This is a genomic window from Robertmurraya mangrovi (assembly GCF_034427655.1).
GTDB classification, from domain to species: Bacteria; Bacillota; Bacilli; order Bacillales; family Cytobacillaceae; genus Robertmurraya_A; species Robertmurraya_A mangrovi.
Window position 1 is genome coordinate 401,525 of sequence record NZ_JAXOFX010000003.1, and the last position, 16,004, is coordinate 417,528.

Sequence of the window (16,004 nt, forward strand, 5' to 3'; positions counted from 1 at the left end):
ATTAAAATAAAATAGGTGAGGGGTTAAATAGTAGAAAAAGGACTAACCGTTCGTCCTTTTTCTACTGTTACCTATCAAATGGATAGGGGTGAGATTTCAATTCCTTCCTTTAACAATGTTGCACTAATATGTTTCGCAAAGTCTAAAGCATGTAGACCATCCCCATGTAAACAGATTGTTTCCGCTTTAATGGGAACATCCATCCCATCGATTGTTGTTACTTTCTGTTCTTTTACCATTTTTAGTACTTGAGTTAAAGCTTCATGAACATTTTCAATTAATGCGTTACTTTTCGATCTCGGTGTCAAAGAGCCGTCCCTTTGATAAGTTCTATCTGCAAAAACTTCACTTGCCGTTTTTAATCCAATCTTTTCTCCTGCAGTTATCAATTCACTATTACTAAGCCCAAATAAAACTAATTCAGGATTCACTCTATATATTGCTTCACACACTTTCTCAGCTAATAATGCATTAGATGCACACATGTTATAGAGGGCACCGTGTGGCTTAACATGTGTTAATTTTCCACCTTCCGATTGGACAAATGCTTGCAAGGCACCTATCTGGTAGACTACCATGCTATAAGCTTCCGTTAAAGATAGATTCATTTCTCTGCGTCCGAATCCATTTAAATCAGGGAGTCCAGGGTGTGCGCCGATAGAAACATCATTTTCTAATGCAAGGAGAACCGTTTCTCTCATAATGGAGGGATCTCCACCGTGAAAGCCGCATGCTATATTTGCAGACGATATGTATTTCATCATTTCTTGGTCATTCCCTATTTTATAGGGACCATAGCTTTCTCCTAAATCACAATTTAAATCAATTTTGAACATATTGAACTTCACCTCTATTCTGCTCTTTTATCATCTTTTTAAGTACACGTAGTTGTTTTTCTCGTTCTATAAGTAAGCTTTGAGCTGCCTCTAATGAAATCATTTCAAAGTGAATCTCGTCACCCGGTTTTTTTTGAGCTAAAATGGGAAGGTCTACAGAGGCTACTTGGGCTATTTTCGGGTAGCCACCGGTTGTTTGTCTATCAGCCATTAGGATAATTGGCTGTCCATCAGGAGGGACCTGAATAGAACCCATTGTTACACCTTCCGTTATAAGCTCCTTTGGTGCGGATAAGGAAAGAGGTTCACCTTGTAGTCGGTATCCCATTCTATCTGAGTTCGATTGTATTTTATAAATGGTTTGTAAAAAATCCCTCTTTGCATTTTTATTAAACATATTAAACTGCTTACCTTCTATGATTCGAATGGGGGACTTACTTACACAATACTGAAACCATTCTGGAGCTAAAAACCATTTAGCTCTCTTATTCATTCTACTCTCTTGGATAGGTATAATATCTTGAGCTTTTAAAGGTAGTCCGTTTAATCCTCCGATTCTTCCCTTTACATATGTACTCTTACTGTCTAAAATCTTTGGAACTTGTATACCCCCATGGACAGCTAAATAACAGCGAGCACCAGATACAAGCTTCCTAAAACTAACAATTTCCCCTCTTTGAATAAGTAAGGGTTTTCCCGTTTGTACAGGGATTCCATTTATTTCTGGAGACATGTTAGCACCAAAAATGCTAATAGTAGCACTTTTATCAAAGCGGAGGGTGGGGCCCATCATCGTTATTTCAATGGTCGATTCCATATCTTGATTATCTACTATCATGTTCGCAATTCTTAAAGCATAAGAATCCATCGCACCTGAAGGAACGATACCCAGCTGCTGGTATCCAAATCGGCCATAGTCTTGAATGGTTGTGAATAGCCCAGGTTTAATTACTGTAATTCCCATGTTCGATCCTCCCAGCTATAAAACTCATCCTTTGTTATCGGGAAAAATAAAATCGTATCTCCCGGCTTTAATAAGGTGGGATGAGTTTTCTTTGGATTAAAGAGGGTAAGGGGGGTTCTACCGATAATTCGCCAGCCGCCGGGTGTCTCAATCGGATAAATCCCCGTTTGTGCCCCGGCTATCCCTATTGAACCAGACGCAATTTTTTCCCTTGGTGTATCTCTTCTCGGGGTAGCAATCCGATTGTCCATTCCTCCTAGGAAGGGGAATCCTGGTGAAAATCCAAGGAAATATACATGATAAGAATTTGAGGTGTGAATTTGAATAACTTCTTCTGTTCGTAAATTATTTAGTTGGGCTACAAATGACAAATCAGGTGCAAATTCTTCATCATAACAGACAGGAATTTTTATGCATCTACCTTTTAACCTATTTGTTTGGCCATCATTTGAGAGAATCGTATGTAATTCAGATAATATCTTTCTATATGGGAAAGTAGAACCTACTATAAATGGTTGATAATGAACGGTCAAGGTATGGAAGGCTGGAACAATCTCAATTAGCCCTGGTAAAGAGGCTTGACGTATTTTTTCTGCAGCTGCATGAACCAGAGCATTTGTTTCTTCAGATATCCCATCACCAAACTGGATGATTAATGATTGATCGCCAAGAGGGTATATCTCATAATCCACTATAATCACCTCTGTATAGTTCTTATTAGTTTAATAATTTCATTTTATCAGATAATAACATTGTAACGAAATGGCTAGCATTCGAAAAAATTTATAAGAAGGTGGTTTAACGTAAGGAATAAATGGGTATAAACACCTGTTATGTCTTTTTTATGAAATGAAATTTTCCTATTAATATTTCTGGAATTAATAGAAAAAGTTTATTCTTCCATCAAAAAAATACCAATTAACCCTTTATATATAGATGAAATGTATGTTTTACTAGAAATAGAGATTTATAAGGTCATTTGATTAAAAAGATATAATAATTAAAGGGACACAGAACAAGGGGATGATGGGATGAGGTTTGCAACAAGACTCTATTTAGGTTTTAGCATGATTATCATTGTTATGGGTGCCTTGTTGTTTATGTTTGTTTATTTATTGAGTAATCAGAATCAACAGATCAATTCATTGGTCGAAGATCGCTATAAAAAAATAAAATTAATTAATCAACTTCGCGTAGAAATAAGAAGTATTGATAGAGAACTAAATGCATTTGTAAATGAGTCAAATAGGAATAATGATATTGAACATATACAGAAGCTTAAGGAATCTAAGACTTCATTGAGTGAAGGAATTGAGACACTGGGGAAAATACTCAAGATTAAAGAAGCAAAAGAACAATGGACTATTTTAGATCATCAGTTTAAATCTTATGAACCAACCGTAGATCAGATTATCACGTTATTAATAAGTGGTGAAACAAAAAATATAAGAGCTTATCTTCAAGAATCAGAAAATCGTAGAGAGAACATTATTAACACAACTGAAAGGCTAATAAAAATTCAAGAAAAGGTAATGGAAGATACGATTTATGAGTCTAGAGCAACTTATACTATGGCTGTAAATATGGGGATAGCTTTTACCATAATTGGAATAGTTCTTGGTATCTTACTTGCTATTTGGGTTACTAGAATTATAACTACTAGATTGAAAACAGTAAAAGATGTCATGAAGAGTATTGATTATACGCAAGAAATACTTCCAAGAATTCCTATACATAATAAGGATGAAATTGCTGAGATTGCCGAAGCATATAACGAAATGGCTACTCAGTTAGAAGTCCATGAAAAATACGAAAGAGAATATATGGGGAGAATAGAGGAGGAAAACTGGTTAAAAACGAGTATTGCCGAGCTTTCCATGGCTTCCCAAGGATTAATGGAGTTAGAGACACTTGGAGATTCATATATGAGAATTATCGTTCCGAGAGTGGGAGCGACATATGGATCCTTGTACTTAATGACGAAAAGTATAGACAAGCCATTTTTATCAAAACTAATCACATATGCAGGACCCGATCAAAGCGATCCTAACTCCGTCCCAATTGAGCTACAGCTTGGTGAAGGTTTGGTAGGACAATGTGCGGTTGATCATCAAATAAAAATTCTTGAAGATGTGCCAAGTGATTATATTAAAATTTCATCCTCATTAGGAGATTCGAAACCTAGGAATATTATTATTTTACCAATTATTCTTGATGACGAACTATTAGGAGTCATTGAGTTGGCAGGAATAAATACATTTAGTGAATTACAAATGAATCTACTTGAGCAAACTTCTGTTCATCTTGGCACTAGTATTAATCGTATTCAAAGACAAATGTTAGTCAGAGAACTTCTCGAAGAATCACAGGCATTAAATGAAGAACTTCAAAGCCAGTCAGAAGAGCTCCAACTGCAGCAGGAAGAGCTTCGCACCATGAATGAAGAACTTGAAAGTCAATACAAACATTCAGAACAAAAAACCTTGGATTTAGAAAAGGCAAAAACGGCATTAGAAGAAAAAACAAGACAAGTATTATTGAGTTCACAATATAAATCGGAATTCTTGGCAAACATGTCGCACGAGTTAAGGACACCTTTAAATAGCTTGTTAATTTTAGCCAAAATGTTAGTTGACAACAAAGAAAGTAATCTGACGGAAAAGCAAAAAGAATATGCAAGTACCATTCACTCTGCCGGTAAAGAATTGCTCCAACTGATTAATGATATTTTAGACTTATCAAAGATTGAGGCAGGCAAAGAAGAGATTCAAGTTGGTGAGATGGACATACGAGATATTCTAACATTTGCTGAAAAACAGTTTAAACCGATCGCTGAGCAAAAGCAGATAGAATTTAAGGTCCTGGTGGATGACGAAGTTCCAGGTATCATCTACTCCGATGAGCAAAAAGTGTATCAAATATTGAAAAATCTACTATCTAATGCTTTTAAATTTACGAATACCGGATTAATTGAGTTAACTGTTAAAAGACATGAACGAGTGATCAACTATGGGAAAGAGCTTGGTCCTATGATATCACTATCGGTTAAAGATACTGGAATCGGAATACCTGCAGAAAAACATAACCTTATTTTTGAAGCCTTCCAACAAGCAGATGGAACGACTAGTAGAAAATATGGTGGAACAGGTTTAGGTCTATCTATTAGCCGAGAGTTATCTGGTTTAATAGGAGGAAGCATTACGCTACAAAGTAAAGAAGGAAAAGGCAGTACCTTTACTTTATATATACCAGAAAATCTTGAGTATAATGATCAACTACTCGTAATGAAAGAAGTCGCTGCTACAGAAGAATTACAAGTAACAGAGTCTAACCTTTCTTTACTAGATCACCTCCAAGAATCAAAACCAATGGAGCATCTCTCCGATAATACGGTTGAAAATGAAAAGGTATTAGAAGGAAAAAGCATTTTAGTAGTCGATGATGATATGAGAAATGTCTTTGCATTAACTACAGCCTTAGAAGATGCAGGTATGCTCGTAACATTTGCTGAAAACGGGATTGAGGCAATTGATAGTTTAAATGAAAATCCTAATATAGACGCTGTATTAATGGATATCATGATGCCTGAAATGGATGGTTATGAAGCAATGCGTAAAATTAGAGAGATAATTGAATTTGAGGATTTACCAATTATCGCTCTTACAGCAAAAGCAATGAAAAATGATCGACAAAAATGTATTGATGCGGGTGCATCAGATTACATTAGTAAGCCGGTAAACATTGACCAACTATTGTCCCTATTAAAAGTGTGGTTGTATAAGTAGGTGTAATCGTGATGAATGATGAAAAAAAGTATGAATCATTGGAATTAAAAGAATGCAGTGAATTAGAAAAGTTAGAGATTCATTTATTACTAGAAGGGGTGTATCGGCATTACGGTTTAGACTTTAGAAATTATGCTTTTACATCTATTAGAAGAAGAATATGGTATCGAATGAAAGCTGAAAAAATCGAAACCGTTACTTCACTTTTAGACCGTTTATTACATGATCGTAAATTAATGGAGAAGCTTTACTATGATTTTTCAATTAATGTGACGGAAATGTTTAGGGATCCGTCTTTCTTCCGGACACTGCGTACAACCGTTTTACCAGCACTAAAGAAGTTGTCAAAGATTCGTATATGGCATGCGGGCTGTTCTACGGGGGAGGAACCATTTTCAATGGCAATCTTACTTAAAGAAGAGGGATTGCTAGAAAAAACGTACATTTATGCAACCGATATGAATGATCAAGTGTTAGAAAAGGCTAAATTAGGAAAGTTTCCTTTGAAAAAAATGAAGAGCTATACAAGTAATTATGTTCAATCAGGCGGATTAAATGATTTTTCAGAATACTACACGGTGTCTAATGAACATGCCGTGTTTAGTAAAGAACTTTCTAAAAATATATTTTTTGCTCAACACAATCTTGTAACAGATGGGTCCTTTAATGAGTTTCATATTATCATCTGTCGTAACGTCTTAATCTATTTTGATAAGCAGTTACAATCAAGGGTCCACCAATTGTTTTTCAATAGTCTTACAACGGATGGTTATTTAGGTCTCGGGAATCGGGAAGGCATATCTTTTACTGGACAAGAGAAAAATTACAAAATAATAAATGAAAAGGAAAAAATCTACCAGAAAATTTAAATTCTAGGGAGTGGGGGTACAATGGAAAAACAGACAGTAAATATACTCATGGTTGATGACCGTCAAGAAAATTTATTGGCTTTAGAAGCCGTTCTCTCTTCTCCCGAATACCGTCTAATTAGCGCGAAATCAGGGGAAGAAGCTTTAAGGTGGGTACTCAAAGAGGAATTTGCAGTGATCCTCATGGATGTCCAAATGCCAGGTTTAAATGGCTTTGATACGGCAAAAATCATTCTAGAGAGAGAAAAGACAAAGAATATTCCTATCATTTTTATAACAGCATTAAGTCAGACGTTTGAAAATGTTTTACATGGATATTCTGTTGGAGCAATTGATTATATTCTTAAACCATTTGACCCTATCATCTTAAAGTGTAAAGTAGAGGGTTTTGTGTCTATCTACTTGAATCAAAAGAAAGTTAAAGAGCAAAAAGAGGTTATTTCAAAAAGGACGAAAGAGTTAGAGCAAGCATATTATAAATTGAAAAAAAGTGAAACGATTGCAAGTGCCATAGGTGAAACTTCAATTGATTGTATTTTCACACTTAATGCAGAGGGTACAATCCTGTCTGCTAATTCATCTGTAAATGATTTATTCGGATATTCTAAAGAAGAACTGATTGGGAATAATATTCACTTGCTCCTACCTCAGTTATTTTCCATACCAATAACAGAAATCCAAAAACGAATCATCATTGAAAGTAAAGGGATTAGAAAAAATCAAACAAGTATCTATGTAGATGTGCAGCTTGCGGAGGCTCAATTTGAGGAGGAAATCATATATGTTTGTTCGATTCGTGATGTAACGGACAAAAAAAATCAATATGAAATTCTTGAGCAATTAGTAAAAGATCGAACGAATGAATTAATTGCTACTAACGAGAGATTACAGAAGGAAATAGAAGAAAAACAAGCAACACTTTTTGAGTTAGAAGAAAGTAAACAACGCTATAAGTCATTATTTGAGTATCATCCAGATGCCGTGTTTTCATGTGATTTAGAAGGTAATTATCTTTCATATAATAATCAATTTTTATCTTTAACGGGCAGGACATCAGAAGAACTTATTAATTCCCCAATAGATATGCTAGCTAGTAAGAGGGAATATAAAAAGGCTTGTTTTCATTTTACCGAAACAAAAAAAGGTAAAACCCAAGACTATGAACTGCAAATTATTAATAAGTCTGGTGATATAGTCGATATACATATTAAAAATATCCCTATTATTGTGGAAGAAACAGTAATTGGTGTATACGGTATTGCAAAAGATATTTCGGTTGAGAAGAAATTGTGGAATCAAGTATATGAAAGTGAAGAAAGATATCGACAATTAGTAGAAGAATCTCCAGAAGCTATTTTTGTTAGAAAAGCGAATAGTCATGAAATAACGTTTATAAACAAAACAGGGGTAGAACTTCTTAGAGCAAATTCAAAAGAAGATATTATCGGTAAAAGTATCTTTGATTTTGTCCCGATTGAAGGGAATGAAAAAGTAAGTAATACAGTTAAAATACATAAAAATGGTGAAAAGATTGAAAGTTTTGAGAGAAAAATTGTCGCACTTGATGGGGAGACATTTGTTGTTGAAGTTACTTTAATTCCTTTTGTTTATAAAGGAGAACCATCTATACATATTATTATGAGAGATATTACTGAACTTAAACATAGCAGAGAATTTATTCAGCAATCGGAAAAGCTTACCGTTGTTGGGGAACTTGCAGCTGGTATAGCACACGAAATTAGGAACCCTCTCACAAGTTTAAAAGGCTTTACCCAGTTGTTAGACTATCAAATTGGTTCAGATAGTGATTATGTAGAAATCATGATCTCAGAAATAGACCGTATTAATACTATTGTAGGAGAGTTATTATTTCTTTCAAAACCTAACCAGATGGATTTTAAACAAGTTCATCTAGGAAAACTATTAAATAATGTCATTATCCTAATGAATGCACAAGCAAATCTTCATGGTGTTGAAATTAAGTTGAAAACGCATGATTCCATTCAAGACATTATGATTTACGGGCTAGAAGATAAATTAAAACAAGTATTTATAAATATTCTTAAAAATGCCATTGAGGCCATGCCAAAGGGAGGAGAAATTTCCCTTTATGTTAGTTTAGAAAATAATCAAGTGTCCATTCAAGTTGTTGATCAAGGATGCGGAATCCCTAGTCATCTCCTATCTAAATTAGGAAAACCATTTTATACAACGAAGGAAAAGGGTACCGGTTTAGGGCTAATGGTTTGTTACAGCATAATAGAAAACCATAAAGGAATGATGAAGATAAACAGTGTTGAAAATAAAGGAACGACCATTTCAATCGAGCTTCCACTCCTAACAAAACATATACAATTAGTTTAGGCTGTAAATAAAGCTATTACTCGGTAAATTTAGAGTAATAGCTTTATTTTTAGGTAAGAAAGTAAAAGTTTCTGAAGTTAGACTACTGTCTAGCTCCAGTGCCCAGCGACTAGTGTACTTCGCTCCTCTCCCTACGATAAGTCAACATCGAATCGCTGAAGCTCTTCGTGTTTCCTTTATCTCAGTCGAGGCGCTCCAGTCCATACGTCGCTAAACGGGCGCTTGCGCTTTTCTTATAATATTTCTTATACTTCCTCTATTAAACTCATCACAGGCACGTCTTGTTCTTCTTCTGGGTTTTGTCTGTAATAAATTCTTGCCATTTTTGATTTTTCATCTACGTGTTGAATGATGACAGGAGAGCCTTCATATGAAACATTATGTATTTCAGCACTCTCTACTATTTCTTTCGCACGACCTACGTTCACTTTCTTCATTCCTCCTAAAATGGTCTCAATCATAATTTGTCTATAATTCACATTTTTATCCAACCGCTGTAAAAAAAGAGGACAAAATGCCGAGCTAACAAAGCCTTTGAACTATTTCTTAAGTGACTTTTTGTTAAAATTAACCACTTTTTTCTATGAATTATTTTTCTAATATAAATTTTAGAAAATAATTATAATTTTCACTGTGAAGATGATAAAAATTTTTTGTAGTACAGCATTTTACATGTTAAAATGGCAATGGAAACGTTTTATCCTCTGAAAAATAATATTTTTCTAATAAATAATGATTATGAGCCCAACAGTAGCAGAATAATTAAACTGGATAAAACAATTTTACAATAATGTTTACTGAAAAACATCTGGAGGTTTTCTTCATGAAAAAGCCCTCGAGTAGTCGTGTAACCGCATGGCAAGGGTTTCACGGTCCTAATCTCGGTTATGTTATGGAATTATATGAAAATTATATTCAGGATCCAGAATCAATTGATCCTGAAATGAAAGCATATTTCGATGAATTCGGTCCACCACAACAAGAAAATGTAAGTCCAACAGAACAGGTGGTAAGTGCTCCAGCTTCTAGAAATCAGATGGAAGTCATGATTAAAGCTGTGCAGTTAGCGGATAATATTCGTGCATATGGTCATTTGGCAGCAGATATTTACCCACTTAAGGACCGTAAGCCGGAAAAAGAATTATTAGAACTTGATTACTATGGGTTAACGAAAGATGATTTAGAATCGATTCCTGCAGCTCTTATTTGTCCAGCGTCCCCAGTATCGGTTCAGAACGGCTATCAAGCAATTGAATACTTAAAATCAGTTTATACAAATACGATTGCATTTGAGTTTAGACATGTACATGATATTAAAGAAAAAGAATGGCTTAAACAAAAAGTTGAATCAGGCCAGTTAGCTCCGAAACTAACGAAGGAAAAAAAGGTGAATATTCTTAAACGACTTACTGAAGTAGAAGAATTTGAGAAATTCCTTCATAAAACCTTTGTTGGACAAAAACGCTTCTCTATCGAAGGTCTAGATTCAATTGTACCGTTATTAGATGAGATTGTTTCTGAATCGGTTCAGGATGGGGCAAAAACAATTAATATTGGCATGGCACACCGTGGCCGATTAAATGTACTTGCACATGTACTAGGGAAACCATACGAAATGATTTTTGCTGAATTCCAGCATGCTCCAAACAAAGAGCTAGTTCCATCTGAAGGTTCAATCGGAATTAACTATGGTTGGACGGGTGATGTGAAATATCATTTAGGGTTAGACCGTCAAATCAAAGAGGAAAATACAACAAAAGCAAGATTAACTCTTGCAAATAATCCAAGCCACCTTGAATTTGTTGGTGCAGTAGTTGAAGGATTTACTCGTGCGGCTCAAGATGATCGTTCAGCAAAGGGATATCCAAAGGAAGACTTAAGCTCAGCATTGGCTATACTTATTCATGGAGATGCGGCGTTCCCTGGTCAAGGAATCGTGGCTGAAACATTGAATCTTAGTCAATTAAAAGGATATCGTACGGGAGGAACAATCCATCTCATTGCAAACAACACAATTGGATTTACAACAGAGTCAGAAGATTCCCGTTCTACTCGCTATTCTAGTGATTTAGCAAAGGGATATGAGATTCCTATTTTACATGTGAATGCAGATGATCCTGAAGCTTGTTATGCAGCAGCTCAACTAGCTTGTGAGTATCGTGCCACATTCCAAAAGGATTTCCTAATCGACTTAATTGGATATCGTCGTTTTGGTCACAATGAAATGGATGAACCGATGACTACCAATCCAATGATGTACAATATCATCCATAAACATCCTACAGCTAAGAACATTTATGGAGACCGATTGAAGAATGAAGGTTCTGTAACTCAAGAGGAAATCAATCAACTTGATGAACAAGTATTATCTAAATTAAAAGTTGCTTACGATAGGGTTCCTCAAAGAAAACAAGAGCTGGAGGAAACAAACCCTCCGGAAACTGTTGAAAAAGGTATTCCGAAAATGGTTACATCTGTGCCATTAGATACACTAAAAACGATTAATACTCAATTATTAACATGGCCTGAGAACTTTAATGTATTTGGCAAATTGAGCAGAATCCTTCAAAGACGTACAGAAGCATTAGAGGGGAATGGAAAAATTGATTGGGGCTTAGCGGAAACACTTGCTTTTGCTTCTATTATTTCTGATGGAACCCCTATTCGTATTACAGGGCAAGATTCTGAACGTGGAACTTTTGCTCAAAGAAATATTGTTCTACATGACCATAAAACTGGAGAAAAGTTTTCACCACTTCACAACTTATCGACAGCTAAAGCATCCTTTGCTGTTCATAATAGTCCTTTATCGGAAGGATCGGTATTAGGTTTTGAATATGGTTACAACGTTTTTGCGCCTGAAACACTCGTTTTATGGGAAGCGCAATATGGTGACTTCTCTAACGCAGCACAAGTTATTTTTGATCAATTCATATCTGCAAGTCGAGCAAAATGGGGACAAAAATCTGGCTTAGTTATGCTGTTACCACACGGATATGAAGGGCAAGGTCCTGAACATTCAAGTGGTAGAATGGAACGTTTCTTAACTCTTGCCGCTGAAAATAACTGGACCGTTGCAAACTTATCTTCATCAGCTCAATACTTCCACATTCTAAGAAGGCAAGCAGCTATTCTTGGAAAAGAAGAGGTTCGACCTCTAGTGATTATGACACCGAAAAGCCTTCTTCGTAACCCACTTGTTGCTTCAAATGGGCTAGAGTTAAGTGAAGGTGAGTTTAAATCTATTTTAGAACAACCTGGTTTAGGCACGGAAAATGACAAAGTCGAACGAATCGTACTAGGTACTGGAAAAATTACGATTGATTTAGCTGAAAATTTACAAGAGGACACAAATTATGAGTGGCTTCATATTCTTAGACTGGAAGAAATCTACCCATTCCCAATGAATACAATTCGTGAGGTCATTCAAAGATATCCAAACCTAAAAGAAATCAATTGGATACAAGAAGAGCCGAAAAACATGGGAGCATGGAATTTTGTAGAACCAAGACTTAAAGAACTTGCACCAGATGGTGTAGATGTATCATATATTGGTCGCCGTCGTCGATCAAGTCCAGCTGAGGGAGATCCGAACGTTCATAAGAGAGATCAAGCACAGATAATTCAAAAAGCATTAACTCGTACGGTCGAAGGAGGAAATTAAGATGGCGGAAATTAAAGTACCAGAATTAGCAGAATCGATAACAGAAGGTACGGTTGCACAATGGTTAAAACAACCGGGTGACAAAATTGAAAAAGGTGACTATATCGTTGAATTAGAGACAGATAAAGTCAATGTTGAAATTATTTCAGAACATAGCGGTGTTTTAACAGAGCTTAAATATCAAGAGGGCGACACAGTAAAAGTAGGTGAAACAATTGCGATTGTTTCAGAAGGTCAGGGGGCACCTTCTCAACCTGCTGAGACACCTAAAGCAGAAGGAACTCCTGCTGTTGAACCGCGTCAAGAAGAAAAAATTGAAGCTGTTAACAACGAACAGCATGAAGAAACAAAAGGTAGACCAATTGCGTCTCCAGCTGCAAGAAAGCTAGCACGTGAAAAAGGAATTGACTTATCACAAGTTCCAACTGCTGACCCGCTTGGTAGAGTTCGTGCCCAAGATGTGTCATCTTTTAATCCTGAACAGAAAAAAGTAGAGCAACCAGCAGCAACATCTACACCAACTGCGCCAAAACCAAGCAATGTTGAAGATCCAAACAAACCGGTTGAACGTATTCGCATGTCAAGACGTCGTCAAACGATTGCTAATCGTCTAGTTGAAGTTCAACAGTCTGCAGCTATGCTGACAACTTTCAACGAAGTCGATATGACAAATGTGATGAATCTTCGTAAACGCCGTAAGGATAAATTCTTTGAAGAAAATGATGTTAAACTAGGCTTTATGTCATTTTTCACTAAAGCAGTAGTAGCGGCTTTAAAGAGAAACCCATTATTAAATGCGGAAATTCAAGGGGACGAAATTGTCCTAAAGAAATTCTACGATATTGGAATTGCTGTCTCAGCTCCGGAAGGTTTAGTAGTACCAGTTGTTCGTGACGCTGATCGTAAAAACTTCGGAGAAATTGAAAAAGATATCCTTGAGTTAGCTGATAAAGCTCGAGGGAATAAACTAGCACTTAAAGATTTACAAGGTGGTACTTTTACCATTACTAATGGAGGAGTTTTCGGCTCATTACTATCAACTCCAATTTTAAATGGGCCGCAAGTAGGGATTCTTGGTATGCATAAAATTCAACTTCGACCAGTTGCGATTGATGCAGAGAGAATGGAAAACCGCCCAATGATGTATATTGCTCTGTCCTATGACCACCGTATTATCGACGGAAAAGAGGCTGTTACATTCTTAGCTAGAGTGAAAGAGCTAATTGAAGATCCAGAATCATTATTGTTTGAAGCATAAGATATAATTTTAACAGAGCGAATTTTCGCTCTGTTTTTTCAGGATTAAAAACATCCATCGCTTTAAACATTACACGATGGATGTTTATTAAGTATAGTTTTTTAAGATTATCGCTTCTTAAATGGTTTCAGACCACGTCTTATAATTTCGTCTTTTAAAACTTTAGCCCATTCCTTATCCTCACCCGACTTCAATGCATCACGATACGAGACAATTAACAACTCATTACTCATAATCTTCAATTTGCATACCTCCTGGTAAAAGGATTGAATATTCTTACTATTGCTTTATTGTAAATCTTTTGTAAGTATTTGAAAACCCCTTTTAACGAATTTTTTAAATTTTCTTTTTATTTAATAGTCATTAGATAGGCTCTATTTATATACAAATTGAGACGAAAGCGGATAGAATATAATATAAATATAATTAAGTTTAGAGGTGCTTTAAAAATGGGACTTGAATTGGATCATATTGTTCATTTTATTAAGAGTCATCCGAGTGAAGCAATCAGAGAATGGGAAGAACTCGGGTATAAAGCCGTAATGGGTGGCAGGCATGAGCTTTGGGGCACTTACAATAGTCTATTGTATATGGGGAGTTCATACATCGAATATTTAGCCATTGAAAAAATAGAGATTGCTAGTCAAAGTAACAATCCACTCATCAAACAATTAGTGAGAGACATTGGAAAAGGAGAAGGTTTTGGACAGATTTGTTTTCGAACAACCAACATGAATCAATTACAAAGCGAATTACAACGATTAGGCTACTCTACTTCCAGTTTTGAAGGAAGTAGAAAAAGATCTGATAACCAAATGATTCGTTGGAAAATGCTTTTTATATTAGAGGAATCATCTCTTCCTTATCCTTTCTTTATTGAGTGGGAGCAAAACAATGAGGATAGATTGAATGATTTATCTAATCTTGGATTCTTAACTGAAAAACTAAAAACTACCGATGTTAATTCCATTCAAATTTTAGTAAACGACGTCAAAAGTACAGTCAATGAATGGTCGGCATTATTAAAAGCTCCTATAACACTTTTGGATGATAAAAAGGGAGTTATTCAATTAGGTCATACTGAGCTCTTATTTAGTCGGCAAGAAAATAATGAGTTGCAGACTCTGTTAAAAGAAAACAGACCTTATTTGGTTACATTTAGTCCGAGCTTGCTAGAGAATCCTTTAACACTTTTTGGAGCTACATATAAATAAGAAATACAAAGGATAAAGGGAGAGAGAAGAAAGTGGAGTATAAAGGGTCATCCGCTTATGATGAAGAACCATTTTTTCAACAATACATATCTAGGAGAACTCGTCACAATAGCCCGAACAATTTGATAGAATCACCAATTTTTATGAAATTACTTGATGAAGTTAATGAAAAGGTAGTACTTGATTTAGGGTGTGGGGACGGAAGCTTTGGATTAGAACTCCTAAATTTGGGCTGTAAACTTTATGTAGGAGTGGATGGTTCAGAAAATATGTTTAAACTTGCCCGTGTCAAGCTTAAAGGTACCAATCATAAATTACACCATTGTAATCTAGAAACCTTCGACTATCCTGTAAACCAGTTTGACATAGTTACTTCTAGACTTGTCTTACATTATATAGAAGATTTAGAACATGTTCTCGGCAAAGTCTATCAGTCTTTAAAAATCGGCGGCCAATTTATCATGAGCGTCCAACACCCGATATTAACATCTTCTTCCAAAAGCACAGAACAAGGCGAAAAGCGAACCGACTGGGTTGTAGACGATTACTTTATAAGTGGTCGTAGAGTCGAACCATGGATTGGAGAAAAGGTAGTAAAATACCACCGAACCATTGAAGAATACTTCACAACACTGCAAAAAGCCGGTTTCATAATTGAAAACCTCCACGAAGGAGCACCAGACAGAAGATTCTTTGACTCACAAGAAGAATACAATCGAAGGAAGCGAATTCCTTTATTCTTAATAGTGAAATGTAGGAAAGGTTAATTTTTAAAAAGAAGATCTTCCAAAGTATTATATTAAATGTCTTTTGGAGGGGGATTTTTGACTTGTTTATTTAAGTCATTATAGTTGATTGGAGCGGAAGGGGGCGACTCCTGCCGGAAAAGCGTGTCCTGGTGAGACCCCACAGGAGTGAAGCGACGAGTTATCATGAACGAAACTAGCTCCTTACTCGTAAATTCGTAGGTTAATTTGGTAAGAATGTTTATTGATAAAACAAACCAAATCAGAGCTACATTACGGAAGGAGCTAGTTATTATGAAGGATA

General features: G+C 35.7%; 12 protein-coding genes. 7 read left to right on the plus strand and 5 right to left on the minus strand.

The window, feature by feature from the left end:
• Positions 1-74 precede the first annotated feature (74 nt).
• The 3 genes from SM124_RS07670 to pxpB are packed head-to-tail and all read right to left on the minus strand — an operon-like array spanning position 75 to position 2,492.
• Positions 75-836: a LamB/YcsF family protein gene (locus SM124_RS07670; RefSeq protein ID WP_322445915.1), complete on the minus strand. Its 762-nt coding sequence runs from the start codon at positions 834-836 to the stop codon at positions 75-77.
• Positions 823-1,800 carry a 5-oxoprolinase subunit C family protein gene (locus SM124_RS07675; RefSeq protein WP_322445916.1) on the minus strand — a complete coding sequence of 326 codons (978 nt, stop codon included), beginning with the start codon at positions 1,798-1,800 and terminating at the stop codon, positions 823-825. Before SM124_RS07675 ends, SM124_RS07670 begins: the two co-directional genes overlap by 14 nt.
• A complete protein-coding gene (gene pxpB, locus SM124_RS07680) occupies positions 1,785-2,492 on the minus strand; it encodes a 5-oxoprolinase subunit PxpB (RefSeq protein ID WP_322445917.1) in 708 nt (235 codons plus the stop codon). The genes SM124_RS07675 and pxpB overlap by 16 nt, the downstream gene beginning before the upstream one ends.
• Before the next feature lie 339 nt (positions 2,493-2,831).
• On the opposite strand from pxpB, the gene SM124_RS07685 reads away from it, so the two are divergent.
• From SM124_RS07685 to SM124_RS07695, 3 genes are read left to right on the plus strand one after another with little or no spacing between them, the layout of a single operon-like run.
• Positions 2,832-5,585, plus strand: a complete 2,754-nt coding sequence (locus SM124_RS07685; RefSeq protein WP_322445918.1) for a sensor histidine kinase — start codon at positions 2,832-2,834, stop codon at positions 5,583-5,585.
• An 11-nt stretch (positions 5,586-5,596) separates the two neighbouring features.
• Positions 5,597-6,454: a CheR family methyltransferase gene (locus SM124_RS07690; RefSeq protein WP_322445919.1), complete on the plus strand. Its 858-nt coding sequence runs from the start codon at positions 5,597-5,599 to the stop codon at positions 6,452-6,454.
• 21 nt (positions 6,455-6,475) lie between these two features.
• Positions 6,476-8,818 carry a PAS domain S-box protein gene (locus tag SM124_RS07695; protein WP_322445920.1) on the plus strand — a complete coding sequence of 781 codons (2,343 nt, stop codon included), beginning with the start codon at positions 6,476-6,478 and terminating at the stop codon, positions 8,816-8,818.
• 245 nt (positions 8,819-9,063) lie between these two features.
• On the opposite strand, the gene SM124_RS07700 is transcribed toward SM124_RS07695, so the two are convergent.
• Positions 9,064-9,255 (minus strand): H-type small acid-soluble spore protein, encoded by a 192-nt coding sequence (locus SM124_RS07700; RefSeq protein ID WP_407691382.1) that lies wholly within the window; start codon positions 9,253-9,255, stop codon positions 9,064-9,066.
• Between the two features lie 386 nt (positions 9,256-9,641).
• Here SM124_RS07700 and SM124_RS07705 point away from each other — a divergent pair, with 386 nt between their 5' ends.
• Together SM124_RS07705 and odhB are read left to right on the plus strand one after the other, a co-directional pair.
• Positions 9,642-12,482 (plus strand): 2-oxoglutarate dehydrogenase E1 component, encoded by a 2,841-nt coding sequence (locus SM124_RS07705; RefSeq protein WP_322445921.1) that lies wholly within the window; start codon positions 9,642-9,644, stop codon positions 12,480-12,482.
• 1 nt (position 12,483) lies between these two features.
• A complete protein-coding gene (gene odhB, locus SM124_RS07710; protein WP_322445922.1) occupies positions 12,484-13,740 on the plus strand; it encodes a 2-oxoglutarate dehydrogenase complex dihydrolipoyllysine-residue succinyltransferase in 1,257 nt (418 codons plus the stop codon).
• A 107-nt stretch (positions 13,741-13,847) separates the two neighbouring features.
• Here odhB and sda read toward each other — a convergent pair whose 3' ends face one another.
• A complete protein-coding gene (gene sda / locus SM124_RS07715; protein ID WP_407691383.1) occupies positions 13,848-13,973 on the minus strand; it encodes a sporulation histidine kinase inhibitor Sda in 126 nt (41 codons plus the stop codon).
• Positions 13,974-14,189: 216 nt separating this feature from the next.
• Here sda and SM124_RS07720 point away from each other — a divergent pair, with 216 nt between their 5' ends.
• Positions 14,190-14,954: a VOC family protein gene (locus SM124_RS07720; protein ID WP_322445924.1), complete on the plus strand. Its 765-nt coding sequence runs from the start codon at positions 14,190-14,192 to the stop codon at positions 14,952-14,954.
• A gap of 32 nt (positions 14,955-14,986) precedes the next feature.
• Entirely contained in the window at positions 14,987-15,721 is a 735-nt protein-coding gene (locus SM124_RS07725) for a class I SAM-dependent DNA methyltransferase (RefSeq protein ID WP_322445925.1), read from the plus strand.
• Positions 15,722-16,004 lie beyond the last annotated feature (283 nt).

Excerpts from the sequence above, each read along its gene's own strand:
- SM124_RS07675 (WP_322445916.1), bottom strand. The coding sequence starts at position 1,800 with ATGGGAATTACAGTAATTAAACCTGGGCTATTCACAACCATTCAAGAC.
- sda (WP_407691383.1), bottom strand. The coding sequence starts at position 13,973 with ATGAGTAATGAGTTGTTAATTGTCTCGTATCGTGATGCATTGAAGTCG.
- SM124_RS07685 (WP_322445918.1), top strand. The coding sequence starts at position 2,832 with ATGAGGTTTGCAACAAGACTCTATTTAGGTTTTAGCATGATTATCATT.
- SM124_RS07670 (WP_322445915.1), bottom strand. The coding sequence starts at position 836 with ATGTTCAAAATTGATTTAAATTGTGATTTAGGAGAAAGCTATGGTCCC.
- SM124_RS07690 (WP_322445919.1), top strand. The coding sequence starts at position 5,597 with ATGAATGATGAAAAAAAGTATGAATCATTGGAATTAAAAGAATGCAGT.
- odhB (WP_322445922.1), top strand. The coding sequence starts at position 12,484 with ATGGCGGAAATTAAAGTACCAGAATTAGCAGAATCGATAACAGAAGGT.
- SM124_RS07720 (WP_322445924.1), top strand. The coding sequence starts at position 14,190 with ATGGGACTTGAATTGGATCATATTGTTCATTTTATTAAGAGTCATCCG.
- SM124_RS07700 (WP_407691382.1), bottom strand. The coding sequence starts at position 9,255 with ATGAAGAAAGTGAACGTAGGTCGTGCGAAAGAAATAGTAGAGAGTGCT.
- SM124_RS07695 (WP_322445920.1), top strand. The coding sequence starts at position 6,476 with ATGGAAAAACAGACAGTAAATATACTCATGGTTGATGACCGTCAAGAA.
- SM124_RS07705 (WP_322445921.1), top strand. The coding sequence starts at position 9,642 with ATGAAAAAGCCCTCGAGTAGTCGTGTAACCGCATGGCAAGGGTTTCAC.